The 21007-nt window shown below is 57.6% G+C and carries 15 protein-coding genes; 9 read left to right on the top strand and 6 right to left on the bottom strand.

Annotated elements, in window-relative coordinates:
- Positions 1-198: 198 nt before the first annotated feature.
- From NOR51B_RS02070 to NOR51B_RS02050, 5 genes are all read left to right on the top strand, one after another.
- A complete protein-coding gene (locus tag NOR51B_RS02070) occupies positions 199-2322 on the top strand; it encodes a type I secretion system permease/ATPase (protein ID WP_009021685.1) in 2124 nt (707 codons plus the stop codon).
- Positions 2319-3803 (top strand): HlyD family type I secretion periplasmic adaptor subunit, encoded by a 1485-nt coding sequence (locus NOR51B_RS02065; protein ID WP_009020844.1) that lies wholly within the window; start codon positions 2319-2321, stop codon positions 3801-3803. Before NOR51B_RS02070 ends, NOR51B_RS02065 begins: the two co-directional genes overlap by 4 nt.
- 3 nt (positions 3804-3806) lie before the next feature.
- Positions 3807-4427, top strand: coding sequence for a LuxR C-terminal-related transcriptional regulator (locus NOR51B_RS02060; RefSeq protein ID WP_009021268.1), 621 nt, complete (start codon positions 3807-3809; stop codon positions 4425-4427).
- Between the two features lie 273 nt (positions 4428-4700).
- Complete coding sequence (locus tag NOR51B_RS02055) at positions 4701-10181, top strand: beta strand repeat-containing protein (protein ID WP_040481584.1); 5481 nt, start codon at positions 4701-4703, stop codon at positions 10179-10181.
- A gap of 181 nt (positions 10182-10362) precedes the next feature.
- On the top strand, positions 10363-10683 hold the full coding sequence (locus NOR51B_RS02050; RefSeq protein WP_009020903.1) for a hypothetical protein: 321 nt from the start codon (positions 10363-10365) through the stop codon (positions 10681-10683).
- A gap of 17 nt (positions 10684-10700) precedes the next feature.
- Here the strand turns inward: NOR51B_RS02050 and NOR51B_RS02045 are convergent, their stop codons facing one another.
- Both NOR51B_RS02045 and NOR51B_RS02040 read right to left on the bottom strand, forming a co-directional pair.
- Positions 10701-12620, bottom strand: coding sequence for a bifunctional diguanylate cyclase/phosphodiesterase (locus tag NOR51B_RS02045; protein ID WP_009020341.1), 1920 nt, complete (start codon positions 12618-12620; stop codon positions 10701-10703).
- A gap of 9 nt (positions 12621-12629) precedes the next feature.
- Positions 12630-13340, bottom strand: a complete 711-nt coding sequence (locus NOR51B_RS02040) for a transglutaminase-like cysteine peptidase (RefSeq protein WP_230198383.1) — start codon at positions 13338-13340, stop codon at positions 12630-12632.
- A gap of 195 nt (positions 13341-13535) precedes the next feature.
- On the opposite strand from NOR51B_RS02040, the gene NOR51B_RS02035 reads away from it, so the two are divergent.
- Positions 13536-15026 (top strand): TolC family outer membrane protein, encoded by a 1491-nt coding sequence (locus tag NOR51B_RS02035; protein ID WP_009021654.1) that lies wholly within the window; start codon positions 13536-13538, stop codon positions 15024-15026.
- Positions 15027-15067: 41 nt separating this feature from the next.
- On the opposite strand, the gene NOR51B_RS02030 is transcribed toward NOR51B_RS02035, so the two are convergent.
- The gene (locus tag NOR51B_RS02030) at positions 15068-15463 is read right to left on the bottom strand and encodes an MGMT family protein (RefSeq protein WP_230198382.1); all 396 of its coding nucleotides are present in this window, start codon (positions 15461-15463) and stop codon (positions 15068-15070) included.
- A gap of 114 nt (positions 15464-15577) precedes the next feature.
- Between NOR51B_RS02030 and ilvD the strand changes: the two genes are divergently transcribed.
- The gene (gene ilvD / locus NOR51B_RS02025; protein ID WP_009021469.1) at positions 15578-17263 is read left to right on the top strand and encodes a dihydroxy-acid dehydratase; all 1686 of its coding nucleotides are present in this window, start codon (positions 15578-15580) and stop codon (positions 17261-17263) included.
- Between the two features lie 20 nt (positions 17264-17283).
- Here ilvD and NOR51B_RS15490 read toward each other — a convergent pair whose 3' ends face one another.
- On the bottom strand, positions 17284-17457 hold the full coding sequence (locus NOR51B_RS15490; RefSeq protein WP_009020482.1) for a hypothetical protein: 174 nt from the start codon (positions 17455-17457) through the stop codon (positions 17284-17286).
- A 58-nt stretch (positions 17458-17515) separates the two neighbouring features.
- On the opposite strand from NOR51B_RS15490, the gene NOR51B_RS02020 reads away from it, so the two are divergent.
- Together NOR51B_RS02020 and NOR51B_RS02015 are read left to right on the top strand one after the other, a co-directional pair.
- Entirely contained in the window at positions 17516-19345 is a 1830-nt protein-coding gene (locus NOR51B_RS02020) for a Na/Pi cotransporter family protein (protein ID WP_009019491.1), read from the top strand.
- A complete protein-coding gene (locus tag NOR51B_RS02015) occupies positions 19342-19611 on the top strand; it encodes a hypothetical protein (protein ID WP_009020208.1) in 270 nt (89 codons plus the stop codon). Before NOR51B_RS02020 ends, NOR51B_RS02015 begins: the two co-directional genes overlap by 4 nt.
- Before the next feature lie 85 nt (positions 19612-19696).
- Here NOR51B_RS02015 and NOR51B_RS02010 read toward each other — a convergent pair whose 3' ends face one another.
- Complete coding sequence (locus tag NOR51B_RS02010; protein WP_195891460.1) at positions 19697-20293, bottom strand: CIA30 family protein; 597 nt, start codon at positions 20291-20293, stop codon at positions 19697-19699.
- 126 nt (positions 20294-20419) lie between these two features.
- On the bottom strand, positions 20420-20899 hold the full coding sequence (locus NOR51B_RS02005; RefSeq protein WP_009021067.1) for a hypothetical protein: 480 nt from the start codon (positions 20897-20899) through the stop codon (positions 20420-20422).
- Positions 20900-21007: the final 108 nt, after the last annotated feature.

Below are 21007 nucleotides of genomic sequence, written 5' to 3'. Positions count from 1 at the left end.
CTTCTGGCAGCGTTTGAAGACCGAGCGATCGGGTAGCGCATCGAAAGAAACCCGTGGTATCGGTCACATCTGATGGTGTTTTTCTCACCCGTTGCAGCGTGTCGTGATAATGTCGCGCTGGCGCAAGTGGTCGCTGCTTGACATAATTAAATGGCACAAGAGGTCCGCATAAGACGGGCTACGGGGGATAAACACCGAATGCGGAGTTCAGAAGACGATGTCCTGCTGCAGAGTTTGCTGTTGCTGGCGCAGCATCATGGACTACCCGCGACCCCTGAATCCCTGACCGGCGGGCTTCCGACCGCGGACGAAGGCTTGACCCCCGACCTGCTGGTGCGTGCGGCAAAGCGCGCGGGCCTCAATGCCCGGGTGCGTGAACTGGCCATCGACGAGATTCCCGACGCCGTATGTCCGGTGATCCTGTTACTGAAAGACGATCGCGCCTGCGTGTATTACGGCGCCGATGATAATGGCAATGCCTCGGTAGTCTTTCCGGGGCTGATCGACACCCCGATTACGGAATCGATGGAGCGACTGAAAGAGCAGGCCAGCGGTTACGTCATGCTGGGCAGGCCGCGGTTCCGCTTTGATGACCGGGTCACCGAGCCCGAGCACCGGCGCGACGGACACTGGTTCTGGAGCGCCCTGCGCGCCAACCTGCCGGTGTATCGGGACGTGCTGTTCGCCGCCTTTTTTATCAATGTCTTTGCGCTGGCATTACCGCTGTTCACCATGAATGTCTACGACCGGGTGGTGCCCAACGCCGCGTTTGAAACCCTGTGGATGCTGGCGATTGGTGTCTTCATTGTGCTTGTGGCCGACCTGGTTCTGAAGATGCTGCGCAGTTATTTTCTCGACCTGGCCAGTCGTCGAGTCGATGTGGAGTTGTCTTCCAAGATCATGGAACAAACCATGGGCATGCGGCTTGAGCATCGGCCGGCGTCGGTGGGCTCGTTCGCCGTCAATTTGCGCTCCTTTGAGACCCTGCGTGATTTCATTACCTCGGCAACGGTGACCACCATTATCGATCTGCCCTTTGCGGTTATCTTTTTCGCGGTTATCGCCTGGATCGCCTGGCCGGTATTGATACCTGTGCTGGTGGGGGTGTTTATTCTCGTGACCTACGCGCTGATCATGCGGCCGCGGCTCGAGAAACTCACCGAGACCACCTATCAGGCCGGCGCCATGCGCAACGCGACCCTGATCGAGTCACTGACCGGTGTCGAGACCCTGAAATCGATGGGTGCCGAATCGATCATGCAGCGCAAGTGGGAGGACACGACGCGGTTTCTGGCCGGGGTTGGTGTGCGCCAGCGCCTGGCGCAGGTCTCGGTGACCAACGTCACGATGTGGTGCCAGCAAATGGTATCGATTGCGGTTATTGTTACCGGGGTGTATCTGATATCGCTGGGTGAGATGACCATGGGTGGACTGATTGCCTCGACCATGCTCGCCGGGCGATCGATCCAGCCCTTCGGCCAGCTGGCCAACCTGATTACCCATTTCCATAATTCAAAGATTGCGCTGCGAACCCTCGACGGTCTGTTTGCCACCCCCGTGGAGCATCGGGCGGAGGGCGCCTTTGTCTCTCGCGAGAAGCTCAGGGGTGATCTTGAATTTAAAAATGTGAGCTTTAACTACCCGAACGCCGAGACGACCTCGCTGCGGGATGTCTCAATTCGCATCAAAGCGGGTGAGCACGTGGCGATTCTGGGTCGCGTGGGCTCGGGCAAATCGACGCTGCAGAAACTGGCCATGGGGCTGTACCAGCCCACCGAGGGCGAGGTATTGATCGATGGCGTGGACCTGCGTCAGCTCGAGCCCCGGGAGTACCGCGCCAATGTGGGCTATGTGCCCCAGGACGTGACCCTGTTTCACGGCACGTTGCGGGATAACCTGACGCTGGCACACCGGGGTATTTCCGACGATGCACTGCTGCGTTGTGCGGAGCGCTCGGGACTGCTCGATTTTGTCAATCGACACCCGAGTGGCTTTGATATGTCGATTAGCGAACGGGGTGATTCCGTGTCCGGTGGACAGCGCCGGTGTATCTCCCTCGCCCGGGCTTTGGTCCACGAGCCGGATATTCTGTTGCTCGATGAACCTACAGGCTCTATGGACAATTCCACCGAGCGCCTGGTGATCGACCAACTCAAGACCTTTATCGAAGGGCGGACGTTGTTGGTGGTGACCCATCGCAATTCGCTGCTCGAACTGGTCGATCGCATTATCGTGATGGACAGCGGCAAGGTGGTCGCCGACGGTCCGCGGGACGCGGTCATGGAAGCCCTGCGCCAGGGTCGAATCGGGAAGGCGCAATGACCGATAAAGACAACACTCCGCCGGACACTACCACCGAGCCCTCCGAGGCCAAGCCCCCGATGCCGGCTGCGGAGAGTGCCTCCGAGAACGTTCTCGAGCAGGCCCCTGAGAAAGCTCCTGAGCAGGCCTCTGAGCGCTCCCCTGAAAAAGCCCCGGCGAAGCCCATTGCGGCATCGCCCTACGCGCGCCATCTCGGTTGGGATGATCTCGCCGATCAGGCGTCGATCGAACAGGAGCCCATGCGCGCGCGGCGGCTGCTTTATGTGGTGGGCCTTGTGGTCGTGGCGCTTCTCCTGTGGGCCGGTTTTGCCGAGATCGATACCGTGACCCGGGGGCAGGGCAAGGTGATTCCGTCGCGTCAGGTGCAAGTCATTGGCTCGCAGGATGGTGGCGTGGTTAGAGAGATTCTGGTCAGTGAGGGTGACATCGTCCGCGAGGGCGATCTGCTGCTGCGGCTCGATCAAACCCGCTCCCAGTCGAGTCTGGGCGAGAATCGCGCCGAACTGCAGGCGCTGACGGTCAAGGCGGCACGCCTCAAGGCTCTGGTTAATGGCACCACGTTTGAGTACACCCCCGAAATGATCGCGGAAGTGCCCGATGTGGTGGATCAGGAATTGCAGCTTTATGCATCGGGACTTGAACAGCTTGAGGTGGAACAGCAGATTGCCGAGCAGCAACTGACCCAGCGCCTCGAGGAGCTTACGGAACTTGAAGCGCGAGAGGGTCAGCTGTCCCGGGAGCTGGGGCTGGCTGCGCAGGAGCTTTCTGTCACCCGGCCGATGGTGGCGTCCGGCGCGGTAGCCCAGGTCGAGATTCTGCGGCTGCAGCGTGAGGTGAATAAAGCTACCGGTGAGCTCGACCAGACCCGGGCCCAATTGCGCCGTATTCAGGCGGCGGTCGCCGAGGCGCGCAGCAATATAGAAGAGGTGCGCCTGGAATTTGCCAATGAGGCGCGGGAGCAGCTGACCGAGACCATCTCCCGCATCAATGGTTTACGTGAGGCCGCCGAGGGTCTCACGGATCGCGTCCGGCAGACCAATGTGGTCGCTCCCGTGACCGGAACCGTCAAGCAGCTGTATTACAACACTGTGGGCGGCGTGGTGCTCGCCGGTCGGGATATCATCGAGCTGGTGCCGGCAGACGACACCTTGCTGCTGGAGGTCAATATCAAGCCCCAGGACATCGCCTTTCTGGCGCCGGGGCAAATCGCCAACGTTAAGGTCACCGCCTATGATTTTGTGGTGTACGGCGGACTCGAAGGTCGGGTAGAGCAAATCGGTGCGGATACGGTGGTCGATGAAGAGGGCAATGCCTTTTATGAGGTGCTGGTCCGGACCGAGCAGGCGGACTTTGGTCCCGATAAACCGATCATCCCGGGTATGACCGTTGAAGTGGATATTCTGACGGGTAAAAAGACGGTACTTTCGTATTTAATGAAGCCGGTACTGCGCGCCCATCAGCGTGCGCTGTCGGAGCGATGAATAATGCGTAGTGTCTTCATTTCTCCTCATGCCGAACCCCTGTCGCGCTGGCGAGTTGCCTTTGCCGACCTCCAGATGCGCCATGACGTTGATGACTACATGGCCAATACCCGGCACAGCGACGACTTGTGCTGGCTCGATGTGAGCTCTTTTTCCAGCGCCGAGGCGGAGGCTGCTGTGAAGCGACTTACCCGCGAGGACGCCCGGGTGGTGGCCCTGAGCGCCGCCCCCCAGGAGGCGGAGGCAGTGCGGCTGATCAGCGCGGGCGCGCGGGGTTACTGCCATGCCGATGCGGTGCCCGAGCAATTGCTGGAGGTGAAGCAGGTGGTCGCCGCCGGGGGCTACTGGATGCAGCCGGGCCTGGTACAGCGCATGGTGGCGATTGCCGCCCGGGTCGATCCGGATACCCCGCAGCCCGAGGTCGAGGGCTTTGATGCCCTGACCCATCGTGAATACGAAGTCGCTGCACTGGTGGGCAAAGGCGCGAACAACAAAGAAATCGCGGAGCTTCTAGGGGTCAGTGAACGCACGGTAAAGGCCCATTTGACCGCTATTTTCGAGAAGCTCGAATTGCGTGACCGGGTGCAGCTTGCGCTCGCGGTTAACCGCCTCCCGTACCACTGATCGGACCACCGATCGGACTGAGCCCCCTCAAGCCGAAAGCCACTGAATCCGCGATCTTACACCAGATTCAGGCCCCGTTCTCAGCCCATCGCACCGTTTCGTCCCCTAACGGCTATTTCGATGGTTTTTACCCCAAAAATCGCGAATTTCTTGCCGAAATTGTGATGATTATCACGCCTGCAGCAGGGCATTGGACCTTTGTACATGTTGCGGTACCGCCGATAAGCGCACTATGAGCGCATAGATAAACCCTCACTAAGGGAAGGTATGAGCATGGCACAGGTAATCGGCACCGTAGAGAAACTCACTGGATCGGCCTTCGTAATGCGCGATGGACAGCGCATTGAAATCGAGGCCGGCATGGAAATCCTGGTGGGTGACAAGGTCACCACGGCCAGCGGCTCGGTGCTGGTGGTTGGTATCCCCGATACGACCGACCTGGTCATCCCCGGCGGCCGTGAAGGCGTCGAGATGAACAATGAGCTCACCGCCGCCCTGCGCGATACCGCCGACGAGGCCGCGGTAGACGACGCCACGATCGATTCTCTGGTCGCCGCACTCGAAGGCGACGGGGATCTGCTCGAAGAATTGGAAGCCACCGCCGCCGGTGGTGCTGCAGGGGATGAGGGCAGCAGCTTTATCCGCCTGATGCGCATCATGTACAACACCGACCTGGGCTTTGCGGGCCCTATCAATCCCGCGGCCGCTCCGGATGCGCCCGATCAGGGCGATCCCGACAACCTGTTGCAGCTTTTAGTGGAAGAGCCGGAAGAGCCCACACCTCCACCGCCCCCGCCGCCCGAACCTGCACCTAATCTGGGCCCCGACGCGGTTGATGATACTTATGAAACCGAATTCGGCGCGCCGGTCAGCGCCAATGTGCTTCCCAACGACAGCGACCCCGAAAATGATCCGCTGACCGTCTCTCTGGTTGAGGAGCCATCGAACGGCACGGTCTCCATCGACGCCGATGGTGACTTCACCTATACGCCCAATGAGGGCTTCAGCGGCGAAGATTCCTTTATTTACATGATCGACGACGGCAACGGCGGCACCGATGAAGCCGTTGTTCGTATTGTGACCGGCGAAGACCCCAACACGGCGCCTGACGCGATCGATGACACCTATGTCACCGACGAAGGCGTGGGCGTTGGCGGCAACGTGATTCTCGAGAATGATACCGATCCCGAAGGCGATCCGCTGACGATTGTCAGCAACACCGAGCCCGAGAATGGCACCCTGGTACTCAACGATGATGGCTCGTTCACCTATGATCCCGATCCCGGCTTTTCCGGCTCGGACAGCTTCGAGTACACGATTACCGACCCGAGCGGTGCAACCGATACCGCGACGGTGAACATTGTGGTGAACGCTGAGCCGCCGCCTCCGCCGCCACCCCCGCCGCCGCCACCGCCGGTCATTGGTACCCTGAGTATTGCAGGCCCGGAGACGGTACTCGAGGGTGAGACCACCACCGACTACACGCTGAGTATCGTCAATGGAGGCGGACAACCGCTGGTCGCCCAGGCCCCTGTGACGGTAACCATTACCTATACGGGTACGGCTTCTGACGGCACGGACTACACGTCCGAAGCGACATTTACGATTCCTGCGGGCTCGAGCGAAGTTACCTTTGATCTGGATACGATCGATGACGCGATTGCCGATAATGGCGAAACCATCGTGCTAAGCATTAGCACACTGAATAGTGGTGGTTTTGATGCGCTCAATATTGGTACAGGGTCCGTTACGACGACGATTCTGGACGATACGGTTCCCGAGACGGAGGTCGATCCGGATGTGATTACCTTGTCGGTGATCGCGGTAGATGCCGAGGGCAATGAGATTGGCACGTCGACGGGTCCTGAAGAGACCTCGCTGTACTACAAGGTAGTGGCGACGGACGAGGGCGGTAATGTGGTGACCGGTATCGACGGCACGAACGTTGATGTGGTGTTCACAAACCTAGATGCTGAGGACGAGGATTACACGCCGTCGGCGACGAGTGTTGCGATTGGGTCGGTATTCAACGCAGCGCTGGTGGATGATCTGTTTGCGGACAGTGGTGAGCAGTACACGGTCGGCCTGGCTTCAGGCGTAGACCAGACCTTCACTCAGACGTTCTACGAGACGGTAGAGCTGGATACTGGCGTTGTGACCTCGACGATCACGGACGAAGGCGAGCCTGGGACGGAAGACACGGTATACGCGAAGCTCACGGGTGCTGAGTCGGTTATTGAGGGCGAGACGGCCACTTATACGGTCACGATTGTTGACGAGAACGGAGCCACGGTTGTTCTGACCGAAGGTCAGAGTGTGACCGTGGATCTGTCGACTAACGGCGTTAGCCTGTCGCCGGCGGCGACGGAAAATACCGATTACGTCAGCATTGACGGCAATACGTTAACGATCACGGGTACGGCCCTTGGTGTATCGAGCGCGGACTTCACGGTTGATACGACCGATGATCCGATTGCTGACGATGGCGAGTTGTTCAATGTGGTGATCAGCGGCGCGACCGGTACGGGCTTCGAGGCGTATGGCATCGATGGCACGGGTACGGTAACGACCGAGATCAATGACGACACGATTCCGGATACCGAGCCAGATCCTGAGGTTATTACGCTGTCGGTCATTTCTGTTGATGTCGATGGCAATGAGATTGGCACGTCGACGGGTCCTGAAGAGACCTCGCTGTACTACAAGGTAGTGGCGACGGACGAGGGCGGTAATGTGGTGACCGGTATCGACGGCACGAACGTTGATGTGGTGTTCACAAACCTAGATGCTGAGGACGAGGATTACACGCCGTCGGCGACGAGTGTTGCGATTGGGTCGGTATTCAACGCAGCGCTGGTGGATGATCTGTTTGCGGACAGTGGTGAGCAGTACACGGTCGGCCTGGCTTCAGGCGTAGACCAGACCTTCACTCAGACGTTCTACGAGACGGTAGAGCTGGATACTGGCGTTGTGACCTCGACGATCACGGACGAAGGCGAGCCTGGGACGGAAGACACGGTATACGCGAAGCTCACGGGTGCTGAGTCGGTTATTGAGGGCGAGACGGCCACTTATACGGTCACGATTGTTGACGAGAACGGAGCCACGGTTGTTCTGACCGAAGGTCAGAGTGTGACCGTGGATCTGTCGACTAACGGCGTTAGCCTGTCGCCGGCGGCGACGGAAAATACCGATTACGTCAGCATTGACGGCAATACGTTAACGATCACGGGTACGGCCCTTGGTGTATCGAGCGCGGACTTCACGGTTGATACGAACATTGATGCGATTGTGGACGATGGCGAGTTGTTCAATGTGGTGATCAGCGGCGCGACCGGTACGGGCTTCGAGGCATATGCCATTGATGGCACGGGTACGGTGACCACGGAGATTATCGATAACAGCTTTGATGACGCTGACGAAGTGGTTAGCACGCAAGAAGACACCCCGGTGTCGGGCAATTTGCTGGACAATGCGGCACCGGATCCGACAGGAGATGGCGATGTTGCAGTGACGACGTTCACGGTGGCGGGCCAAGAGGATTCTCCTGGAGTTCTGACGGTATTCACGGCGGATTCGACGGTTTCTCTGGCAGAAGGTGACCTGACCATTAACAGTGATGGCGCGTTCACGTTTGTGCCGGCGGATGATTACAACGGTCCTGTACCTGTAGCGACCTACAGCATGAGCGACGACGGCGGTGCCACCATTGGCAACGTCTCAACTCTGACGATCACAGTTCTGCCAGATTCGCTTGCTACCCCTGTTGTCATTACTGAGGATGAGTTGGTCTACGAGTCCGCCTTACCCACAGGCTCTGATGTGCCCGAACCCACTGATTTAATGGCTTCTGGGACGATCGATATCTCAGGGCAGCTGAGTGATCTCAATGGCGTTCGAATTGGAGGAATTGGGGGTTCTGTTGTGACTGTCGCTGATCTTGTGGCCTTGGAAGGTGGCGGTCCATCCATCGATGTTTCGGGTGCGATTGAGTACGGAAACCTATTGCTCACTGACTACAACAGCGGTACCGGGGTGATTTCCTGGGAGTACATGCTCACGACCAATGTCGATAATGACAACCTCGACGAAATTGCCAATGGCGCCAATGACGCAAACGACGAGACTCGTTTCTCGGTCGAAGTATCTGATGACGGTGTTAATTGGTCGACGCCTGCCACCGGCACGGTGGTCATCATTGATGACGAGCCTGTTACTACTCCTGATGTTGGAACCCGGGAAGTTAGCGCACCAGACAACAACACCACTTCGGGTGAGATCTTTAATTGGGTTGTTGGTGCCGATGGATTCGCAGAAATCACGGGCGGCACAACGTCTGCCGTCATCACCTTCCAATCGGCGGATCAGGTGGTGGTCAGCCTTAAAGATCCGGAAGGCAATGAAGTCGCTGTTCTTACGCTTAATGCTGACGCAGAGGACACCCTAATGGTCGTCGATCGGCCTGGGGATCTTGTTCAGGAACCCCTATCCGGTGGCGCAGTTGTTGCAGGTGGGCCGGAACCCCAATACGTGATTAACAGCCCCTCGGGGCTGGTAACTACAGTTTCCGGTAGTGACCTGGTGAACCCTAGTACTCAGGGATGGGCGGTAGAAGACAACCAGTTGGATCCAGGGGAAAGCATTACTTTTGACTTCTCAGGGACAGCGGTTCAGACGTTCACGTTCACGGCCAATGGGGTTACCGGCGGCGCTGGGAAAATGGTAGATTTCGACGTCACTGTTAACTATGACGGGGGCGGATCGCAACCGATCTCAGTGTCGCTGGGAGAGGGCGGAGTTTTCGATACCACCGATCCCGCCATTGCGGCGCAGCTAGATGCGTCTAAGACTATCAGTTCTGTGATAGTCGCAAATAACGATGGTGCGGGCTCCAATGGTGTGCGACTCCTCAACGTAGCCGCGGGTGCGATCTCTGTCACAGACCCTGCTGACCTGACTATCGACTTCAGCCTGGCTGTTGTCGATGGCGATGATGACCCAGCCAGTCAGGACTTTTCAGTCACGCTGCGGGGCTCGGAGGCCGGCGATATTGTTATCACTGACTCCGCACCCATCGCCCTCGACCTCGACAACGACGGCGTCGAATACCTCTCCCGCGACGCGGGTGTGGTCTTCACCGACGAAGACTCTGGCGAATCGGTCAACACCGCCTGGGTCGGTCCGGATGATGGCCTGCTGGTAATCGATGCCGATGGCTCGGGTACCGTGAACGCCTCGAAGGAATACGTCTTCACCGAGTGGAGCGAGACCGCCGAGACCGACATGGAAGCTGTCGCTGAGGTGTTCGACACCAACCAGGATGGCGTTCTCGATGCGCAGGATGAGCGCTTCAGCGAGTTCGCGGTCTGGCAGGATGCCGACTCCGATGGCGTCACCGACGAAGGCGAGCTGGTATCGCTGGGCGACCTGGGTGTAGAGAGCATTTCGCTTACCTACTCCGAGGACAGCGAGTCGGGTACGGCGGCGGATGGCGACGTGGTTATCCACGGTCAGTCCGAAGTCACCTGGACCGACGGCGATGTCACGATTGCCGAAGACACGAGCTTCGCTATCGAAGCCGCGGATGTCCTCGGTGAGAGCGACGAGGTGGTACTTCCCGCCGGCGAGAACGATGACGCCGACGTGGGTGCGCCCGCCGAGTCCGGTGATGTGGCCGACCTCGACTACGCCTCGCTTGAGGCGGATCTGCTGATCCAGTCGAACGACGACAAGTATGATCCCGGTGTTGAATAATCACGTTGGGTAAGCGAAAAGCCCCCGCTTTGCGGGGGCTTTTTTTTGCTTGATCGCACCATCGCAAGCCCCCTTTAGTACGAACTGGTAGCACGAACTGGGCTAGACGATCCCCGAAATCTGGCGTGAGCTTTTTCTTTGCTGGTGTACACTCAATCCCGTAGACAGGAGTACGGCCAACATGGCATTTGTGAAACGCAATAGTGACGGCGAGATCATCGCTGTAAGCAAGGCGCAGGAAGCGGGCTTTGAAGCCGTCGCCGATGACGATGCGCTATTGCTGGAGTTTCTTCAGGCTATAGGCTCAGAGAGCCCCAACCTCGTACAGTCGGATCTCGATTTTGTCCGGGTGATTGAAGACCTGCTCGAAGTACTGATGGACAAGAACATACTGATGTTTACCGATCTGCCCCCCGAGGCCCAGCAGAAAATCATGAAGCGCAAAGCTTTGCGTAAAGGCGGTAATTCCCTCGATCTACTCGACGACGGACCGCTGATTTAGGTCTTGCCGATTCGGCCTCAGGGCTCGAGTGAAACCCCCGGCCCCGTAGCACCCGTCGCACCGCAGTCAAAGGTCTTTTCACGTTCGGCGGCATTGCTGACACCCTCACCAATACAGGGTACCCCCAGCGACTGACTGATATAGGCAAAGGTACGCAGCAGCGCCTGATTGCCCGTATTGTGGTCAATCTCGCGCACAAACAGACTGTCGACCTTGATGTAATCCACACCCAGCTCCCCGAGCTTGCCGATGTCCTTGAGCATATAGCCCATATGCTCGACACCCACCTTCACACCGAACTCACGCACGCGGCGGGTCAGCCGATGGAAGCCTTCCGGGTGCGCATAGGCCGACGACTCACCAATATCCAGCGACAGATAGCTGCCCAACGAGCGACGCTTGAGCAGCAGGTCTTCAAACCAGATGGCGAAGCTGGTGTCGGTGAGGCAGGACGCGGAAAGATTGATACACAGCGGGCTCAAGTGGGTGGCAATGTGATCGAGTGCCAACTGCACAACGGCTCGATCGACCTCATGGGCACGACCCAGTCGATGCGCCCACGGCATAAATTCACCTGCGCTTCGCTGGCTGTGGTCGTCGAGCTCGATGCGCAGCATTCCCTCTTCGTGAATCAATCTGGAGTCGGCATCGATAACGGGGAACAGCTGCAAACGGAAAGTTTTGTTTTCCAGAGCGTATTGAAGCTCGCGTTGCCATAAATCGGCCTGTTCGCGCAGCGGGATAACCGAGGAACTGCCGCGACTGGCCAATACAATAGGCATGCTTTCCTGGTGCTCAGACGAGACCAGGGCGCCATCGAGGGCGGTCATGACCTGGGCGATGGTATCGTCTTTAGCATATTCGACGCAGGCGCTGGGCAGTTCGACCGTGTCGATCGAGTTTGATTCAAAGGCATGGGCGAGCACTGAATACAGTTCTTCCGCCGCCGCCTTGGGGTCGAGTTCGGTCGGCGCCATCAAACAAAAATCGGAGCCGTTCAGCCGCCCGGCCGCCCAACCTCTGTTTTCCCGTATCAGCGTCCTCAAATCGCTACCAATCTGCTCCAACAAGGTATCCAGGGTTTTGCGGCCATAAACCTGATTCATTTTCGCCAGATCATTGATCCGGGTCAGGGCCACCGAGCCGCGGCCGTTTTCATCGTCCGATTCAAGCATGGCGCGAAGACGGCGCAGAAACGGGTCGCGGAGCACAAGACCGGTGAGGCGGTCGATCTCGGTATTCTCACGAGTTTTCTCGAGCCGGGAGGCTTCCTGGGTCAGCATGGCTTTGACCCGATCGGCGAGTTCGTTCATGGACCGGGTGACCAGCGCAAACTCCCGTGTGGCGGGCTCATCGATTTTGAAGAAACGTCGGGCGCCAATCGCCTCCGCCTGCTCCACCACCTGTTTCAGCGGGTTGAGCACAAGACGCAGGATGAGCGTTCCCGCGATACCCGCTATCGCCACTGCCAAAATCATCGCTATCGACATGCGCTTGGCGGCGGTCCACAGCTGACCGTAGGCGAAGTCATCGTGGCTTTTGATATAAACCGTGCCCAGCTGACTCCAGCCGCTGGAGACCTTGGCGCTGCCCACCTCCGAGTCAATCGGGAATAGCGACTTCAGCCATTCCGGGACCCCCTGATCGGGGAAGGAATTGGTTCGACTGAAGATCAGCGCGTTGGTCGGGCCACGCATTTCCACCAGTTCATAACTGCCCTGGTCGGCTTTGGCTGCGAGCTGCAGTTCCAATAGCACGTCGTCAAGATCCTGCTGTGACAGCGATAACGCCAATGCGGTCGCATCATCCGCGTTCTTGATCGACAGCTGATGCTCCAGATATCGGCTGCTGCTGAGACCGTTGATGACGAAAGTCACGCCAAAAACCATAATCATCAGAAGTGCCAGGCCAATCCAAAGCTGTTTATACAGAGACATAACGTACTCCTAAAATCCGGGATCAATCCCTTCCTGTCGCATGGTTTGCAAGACCAGTCGCCAGCGTGTGATCCGCGCCACGGGGGTTGCATTTGTTTTCTTACTGGCGAGCCACAGCCCGTCGCCATTGAAGCTGAAGATGGGAGTGAGGTCGGCACGCTTGCTGGCGGGCCGGATAGCCAGGTTCATATTGTCGAGAATCAGGGGCTCCGATCCGGGTGTTTCGTACCAGGCGAGTACCATATGGGCCTCCGGTGGTCTCCCCGGCGCCCGGGCTTTGACATAGATCAGCCGCAGGGACTCGGGAGATACCCCCGCCAAAATGAGCGACACGTACTTGGCGATGACAAAGTCTTCGCAATCGCCGGCAAGGCGCCCCATGGTCTCAAGGGGCGTTGCCCAGTGATCGTCGACGCTATAAATATCCTGATCGCTCAGCCAGCGAATCCGGGTATTAAAAAAATCATTTACCCGGGTCAGTTGTTGTTGGGTTGGCTTACCTCGGGTCGCGCCGACCATTTCATGCCATTTCGCAACCGTTTCCCTGCCCGAGTCCCCGTAGTTTTCAAAAGCCAGTCGCTGCAAACGATCGATATCGATCCCGGCAGAACGCAGCGAAAGGCTGAAAATCAACAAAAAGAGAGTGCAAAGGGCAACTAACGGTAACAAACCCTTGATTGAGAGCCGTCGCCGGGTGCCAAAAAGTGTGAACACGGTCACGTTTGCAATTCAGTGCTTTCGCATTGATTTCACTTTATAGTACCTAGGTACTAGACTGCGTAGACGTTGGTCTAATTGCAGTTACTGTCGTGACAGGTGGTAACAGGACAAATAAGCACAAAACAAGGAACCTCTCGGGATTTTGGAGATAGTGTAGAGCCACAAACCCGCAATGGATAGGGTCAAGGAGCAACCATGAAATACAACAAAACAGTGATCAGCGCCGCCGTTCTTTCCGTGGCAGCGCTGGGCAGCTCCGTCGCCTCGGCGCAAAGTGTCACCACGTTTGGTCAGGCCATTGCCACGGCGTTGATCAAGAACCCGGCTGTCAGCTCCGCCTACTACGACTTTGAGGCCGCGCGTGAAGGTCAGCGTGCCGCCGAAGGGGGAATGTACCCCAGCGTCGATTTGAATGCCGAATACGGGTGGGAAGAGCGAGAGACGCCGTTAAATGATTTTGGTGAGTACGATCGTGATGCGGTGCGCTTCAGCATTACCCAGTTGTTGTTTGATGGCTTCCAGACCCGGGATCGGGCGCGTGCACGGGGCTACGAGAAGCTGGCGCGTTATTACGATTTTGATTCCGCAGCACAGAATATTGCGCTGGACGCGACCCGCTCTTACCTCGATACCGTTTTGTTCCAGAACCTGGTCTCCTATGCCGAAGAAAATTATGTGGTTCACCGGCAGGTCTACAACAAGATTGCTGAGCGCGCCGAGGGCGGCGTCAGCCAGCGGGTTGATCTTGAGCAGGCAACCGCGCGTCTGGCTCTCGCAGAATCCAACCTGCTGACCGAGGTCACCAACCTCCACGACACCCGCACCGAGTTCCAAAGGGTGGTCGGCGAACTGCCAGGAGATGGCCTGCCGATGCCAATGCTACCTGCCAGTGCTATTCCCTCTATGCGTGATGAGGCACTGCGTCTGGCTTACGAGCGCAGCCCGCTGGTGAATGTCGCTATCGAGGAACTGCGCTCGGCGCGGGAAACCCTCAATGCCTCCCGCGGACCGATGTTCCCGCGTATCGAGTTGCGCTATCGCAATGAGGAAGAAGAAAACACCGATGGCTTCCGCGGCGACTACGATCTGCAGGCCGTAGAGCTGGTCATGAACTACAACCTGTATCGCGGTGGCACCGACAGTGCGCGACGTCGGGAGTTCTCCAACTTGTATTACTCGGCGGTGGAAACCCGCAAGCAGGCCTGCCTCAATGTGCGCCAGCAGGTGATGGTGGCGTTCAACAACGTCAAGGCCCTTGAGCAGCAGGTGGTCTATCTGCAGCAACAGCTGGATGCACAGGACAATACCCGGCGCGCTTACAACGATCAGTTTGACCTCGGCCAGCGCACCTTGCTCGATTTGCTCGACTCGCAGAACGAATACTTTGATACCCAGCGTGCCCTGGTTTCGGCGCGCACCCAGCTGATTGCGGCACAGGCCTCAACGCTTGCGGAAATGGGTGCCTTGACACGGGCACTGGATGCCAAGGGTTTCAACGCGGACAAAATCGCCGAGTTGGAGCTGGATCTCGTGCGCGAGGATAAAGAGGAAATTCCCAACTGCCCCGCCGGTGTGCCTCAGGAAATCATCATTGACGAAGAGGCGATCTTCGAGCGTTTGAACGCCCGCGCTGATAGTGCCGAAGGATTGGATGGCGCTGCTCAGGGTTCAGCAGAAGGCTGGTAAACAAAGACTGTGATCAGAAAAACCCGCTTCGGCGGGTTTTTTTATGGCTGCCAGCGATAGCGTGTCAGAGAGACCCGACGTTTGGACACCGATACCCCCTCCGCTTTGAGTCGTTGGGCGGCATCCTGTGCTCTTGGGCAGGTGATTTGACCGCTGCTCGCGATGACCCGATGCCAGGGTAGCGCGGAGTCTGAGGGGATTGCCGACAGGACTTTGCCGATCCAGCGCGCTCGACGGGGATAGCCGGCAAGTTCGGCGATTTGTCCGTAGGAGGCCACCCGGCCTTCGGGTATCCGGGCGACCACGGTGTGCACGCGAGTAGGGTCGAGCAGGGTGCTCATACAGCGGGCCATTGTATTGTGTGCCATTTCATAGCGGTGTATTTCACAGCAGTGCAGTTCACAGTCAGTAGCGCTCCAGAGTTTGTGATTGGTCACCAATGCGGTGTCTTCATGGCGTAAACTATCGACCGAAATAAGATTAACACCGCGATCAGGCGACCACAGGCCCTGAGGGGTTAATCGTCGTTTATAAGACCAAAGGAATTTGTCATGGCCAGCAACCGGCGCTCAAAAAATATTACCGAGGGTGTTCAACGCGCCCCCAATCGCTCCATGTACTACGGCATGGGTTACAAGGCAGAGGATTTCAAGAAGCCCATGGTGGGTATCGCCAATGCCCACTCGACCATCACGCCGTGTAATGCCGGTTTGCAAGTGTTGGCTGACGCGGCTGAGATCGGGCTTAAGGAGGCGGGTGCAAATCCACAGATCTTTGGTACCCCAACCATCTCCGATGGCATGTCCATGGGCACCGAGGGGATGAAGTACTCGCTGGTCTCCCGTGAGGTCATCGCCGACTGTATCGAGACCTGCGTCGGCGGCCAGTGGATGGATGGCGTACTCGTTATCGGTGGCTGCGACAAGAATATGCCCGGTGGCATGATGGGCATGCTGCGTGCCAACGTGCCGTCGATCTTTGTTTACGGCGGCACCATTCTGCCCGGGCGTCTCAACGGCGAGGACCTCAATATCGTCAGCGTCTTCGAGGCCGTTGGCGAGCATGCGGCGGGGCGCATCAAGGATGAAGATCTGCTCGCCATCGAGCGCAATGCGATCCCGGGTACAGGGTCCTGCGGCGGAATGTATACCGCCAATACCATGAGTTCGGCCTTTGAAGCGCTCGGCTTAAGCCTGCCTTACTCCTCCACCATGGCCAATGTCGAGGACGAGATCAAAGACTACGCCCAGCAGGCGGCGACGGCGCTGGTTGAGGCGGTACGACTCGATCTGAAGCCGCGGGATATCATGACCCGCGAGGCGCTGGAAAACGCCGTGGCCGTGATTATGGCCACCGGCGGGTCCACCAACGCAGTGCTGCATTTTCTGGCGATCGCCCACGCCGGCGAAATCGAGTGGAACATCGATGATTTTGAGCGTGTGCGGCGCAAGATTCCGGTGATCTGTGATCTGAAGCCCAGTGGGAAATACCTGGCGATCGACCTGCATCGCGCCGGTGGCATTCCCCAGGTCATGAAGATTTTGCTCGAGGCCGGGCTACTGCACGGCGACTGTATGACGATCACCGGTAAAACCGTGGCGGAAAATCTCGCCGATATTCCTGCAACACCACCGGCGGATCAGAGTGTGATCCGCCCCATCGAAAAGCCCATGTATGCCGAAGGTCACCTGGCGATTTTGCGTGGAAATCTTGCGGAAGAGGGCGCTGTTGCCAAGATCACCGGGCTCAAGAATCCTCAGATCACCGGTCCCGCGCGGGTGTTTGACGACGAGCAGTCGGCGCTCGAAGCTATTCTTGCGGGGCAGATTAAAGCCGGCGATGTGGTGGTATTGCGCTACCTCGGCCCGAAGGGCGGTCCGGGCATGCCCGAGATGCTGGCACCCACGGGTGCGCTGGTAGGGCAGGGTCTGGGTGAGTCGGTAGGGTTGATTACCGATGGCCGTTTTTCCGGCGGCACCTGGGGCATGGTTGTTGGGCACGTGGCGCCAGAGGCCTACGCGGGCGGCTTGATCGCGCTGGTTGAAGATGGCGATACGATCACTATCGATGCCCACCAGCTGCTGCTGAACCTCGAGGTGCCGAAGGCGGAGATTGAGCGGCGCCGGGCCAACTGGGTTAAGCCGCCACCGCGTTACACCCGCGGGGTGCTCGCGAAATTTGCCCGCAACGCGGCGAGCGCCGCCTACGGTGCCGTGCTTGATGGCGAGGGGTCCTGAGGCTTTTTTCAGGTCTTGCCTTAGATCTTATCCCAGACTTCGATGCGGTCATGAGGTCGAGGGAAGCCGGTGTCGGGTACGGGTACAGGTACAGTGAGAAAGTCGTAGACGGTTCCGCCTTCGCTCACCTGATAAACAAGCAGTCGCTCAGAGGGGATGACCGCTTCGCAGCAATGCAGGGTAAGGCGGTGCACGATTTTTCAGAGGCGTATCGATGACGTGTATTAGTCACTCATGCGATGGAGAGGTGGGATGATCCGAATCATCAATCCCATATTGTTGTGCGGCCTCGCCTATGCGCTCTGGCTAAGCCCTGATTTTCTTGAGATCGCCACGGGCATTGCGCTGTTCATGTTCGGCATGTTCAGCCTTGAAAAGGGCTTTCGTTTCTTCGCTGGAGGGCCGCTGGAGGCCGTGCTTCGCATTTCCACCGACCGGTTGTGGAAGAGTGTCGGTTTTGGTGTGGTGACGACCTCGCTGATGCAATCAAGTTCGCTGGTTTCGCTCATCACCGTCTCGTTTGTCAGCTCAGAGATGATTACGCTCAGCGCGGGTATTGGCATCATCATGGGTGCCAACATCGGCACCACGACCGGTGCCTGGTTGATCGCAGGTCTCGGTTTGAAGGTTGATATCGCGGCTTACGCGATGCCTATACTCGTTTTCGGAACACTGTTCCGTTTACGCCGCAATCGATCAACCCGGGCCTGGGGCAGTATTCTGCTCGGCTTTTCCTTCCTGTTTCTCGGTATTCATTACATGAAAACCGGGTTTGAATCACTACAGTCGACCATTGACCTATCGGCTTATGCGATCAGCGGGTTGCGTGGCGTTTTGATCTACACCCTGGTGGGTACGGCGGTGACGGTGGTGATGCAGTCGAGCCATGCCACGCTGATGATCATCATTACCGCGCTGAGTGCCGGTCAGGTAAGTTATGAGAACGCACTGGCCCTCGCGATTGGCGCCAACTTAGGTAGTACCGCCACCATCATACTCGGCAGTTTCTCAGCGAATGTCGGGGGAAAGCGCCTGGCGGTCTCCCACGTCATCTTTAATGTGACCAGTGCCGCGATCGCCATCGTCTTTCTGGATCAGTTCGCGCTGATGGTGGATTCGATGGCTCGTTTCATAGGCGTTGCAGCAGATGACTACCTGTTGCGTCTTGCCTTGTTCCACACCTTGTTCAATGTACTGGGTGTCGTGGTGTTCTGGCCCCTGGTCAACCCATTGGCCGCAGTGTTGACCCGCTGGGTCAATACGCGCCCCAAAGGTCGCGAGTACCCGCGTTATCTGTTCAACGATGCACTCGAAACACCGGCAACGGCGATTGAGGCCGTGCGCAAAGAGGTTGAGCATCTACTCGATAATACCTTTGCTCTTTGCTCACTGGCCCTGAGTCTCAAGCGTTCGACTATCGACGGTGAGGAGAGCCTGGCGGTCGCGGTGCAACAGACCCGCCGGGTCATACCACTCGATGTTGACGATGCCTATGAAGATAAAATTAAGGGCCTTTATGGCGAGATAGTGAGTTTTGTGGGTCGCGCGCAGTTGCGAGAGAATATGCGGCAGGCGGGGCAGGGGCTTTACGAGCTGCGCGATGCCGGTCGCAGTATTGTCGTCGTCGTAAAGGGCGTGAAGCATTTACACAAAAATCTGACGCGGTATGGGCTTTCTGCCAACCCCGCGGTGCGGCAGTGCTACGACCAGATACGTTTTGAGCTTGCCGAGCTACTGCGGGATTGTCGCGCCGCCCTTGCCGAGGATGCCTATGAGGTGGCCCTGCTGGCTGTCGATGCGATCGCAGTCAAGCAGCAGCAGCACAGTCAGCGACTGACGGAAATGCTGGATGACTTTATCCGACAGCAGCGAATGCCACCGTCGATAGCCACCTCCTTGATGAACGACTCGGATTACGCACAGGAGATACGCGATCGCTTGCTGAAGGCCATTCGCGTACTCAGGCAATCCCATTGGGAAATCAGTGCTACGGAAATGCAACTTACCGACGAGGATATCAGTGAGCTGGCTGATCAATCCTCGACGGACTCCGCCAAAGCGCAAGTAGGGGGATCACCATGAAGCTAAAACGTTTGCTCGCGCGCGTGACCGAATTTCAGGGCGCCGATGAAGAGACCCAAAAGCAAGAGATCAAGGCGATTCGAAAAGTATTAAAACTGCTGAAGAAAAAAGAAAAAGCGCTGAAGGAAAAACTGAAGCGCAATCCCGAGCGCGATGATGCGGAGAGTATTCGGACGAGTCTAAAGGTCATCTATGTACAGCGCACCAAGGGGGTTGAGCGGGTTCGTGAGCTCAAGGCTCAGGATGTAAAGGGGGAGTCTGACTGACAGGGATACGTCCGCTGGACTCGCTGTGGCGACGCGATACATGATTTTGTCGAACCGGTTCCCGCCTCGGGTTCATGAAGAGCTGCTAAAAACCAGATCCCGTCGCGCCATCGATCATCAGGCCAATTTCATCCACCATCAATTTGAACGGGCCGTCCTGACCGTCAGCGATGATAAAGCCCAATGACCAGGCCGTCGCCGGTTGCAGTGGGGGTACAGCAACCCGCTGCCCAAATACCGAGGGCACAAAATCGCGATAAGCTAACGTGACATCGACCCAGGTATCTTTCGGCGTCGATGGGATCGTGCCCTGGTAGGCCACAGTCCGCCCCCTGAAGCGCACGTCGGTTCTCAGAGTCACGCGATAGCGGCGCCCGTCCCCCTTTATCCTCAGCTTGACGCCGTCGGTATTCGACAGCTCACCCGGTGTTAGCGGTCGTCGGATCGACGAAAAACCACCGCCATTCGTATTGATGCTGCCCGAGAAGACCAAATGACTATCGACTATCTCAAAACCGCCCTGAGATCGCCCACCCATCACATTGTCATTGACCGCAATCCATCCGGCATCGGTATCAAACGCGTCCAGTAATTGATCGTTGCTCATTAGACCGCCCATCGATGGAGAGCCGAAGCCCAAAGCCAATAATAAAAACAGCGCTGAATACGTCTTTTGTAGCATGACCATCATACGGCGATGGGGGCGATTTAGATGCGCTCGCAAGACATCTCATTGGTCGGTTCGAAAACCCACGGTCCGACAATCGTCCTCATTGGGGAGGCGGGAAGGGTTTTAGCGAAGTCCCATTTAAAAGGGCCGCGCAATCACCACGCCAAAGATGAAAAGTTCCTCGTTGTCGACAAAATCGACATCGACTTGTGGCGATATCTCATAGGCGCCGGCGTGGAAACCATATTCGATACCCACCCGAAACAGGGTTTCACTGCCGTGTTCTCCGTCTTCAATACCCGGACCGGCGTAGAGCTTCCATGGGCCCGCGTGAAAGGCCGCCGGTACGACATAGACATTGGTATTAAAGTCTCCCCAGACATGTTCCGCGATGGCACCAATACCCCATCGCTCGGTTGCGCGATACTCGTACTCAAGGCCCAAGGTGAGCCCCTCTTCGCGACGTCCTTCGGTGGTGTCTCCAATAAAGACGCCGAGGGTATGGTGGGGGAATCTATGGCTGCCGTGATGACTCTCCCCCGAGTGTTCCTCGGCGGCGACAAAAACCCCGGGTGCCGTCAGTAAAGCGGCCAGACCCACACTGATTAGTCGCTGCACGTGGCATCCTTTACTCAATAACCAAAAGAAACGCGATAATAGCAACGAAAGCAGAGGGTGCGATAGAAGCCGTTTAGCCATAGGCGATTCGTTGGTTTGTCGGCACCC

It is taken from the genome of Luminiphilus syltensis NOR5-1B (genome assembly GCF_000158175.1).
Taxonomy (GTDB): domain Bacteria; phylum Pseudomonadota; class Gammaproteobacteria; order Pseudomonadales; family Halieaceae; genus Luminiphilus; species Luminiphilus syltensis.
This window is presented reverse-complemented; position numbering and strand designations above follow the sequence as displayed.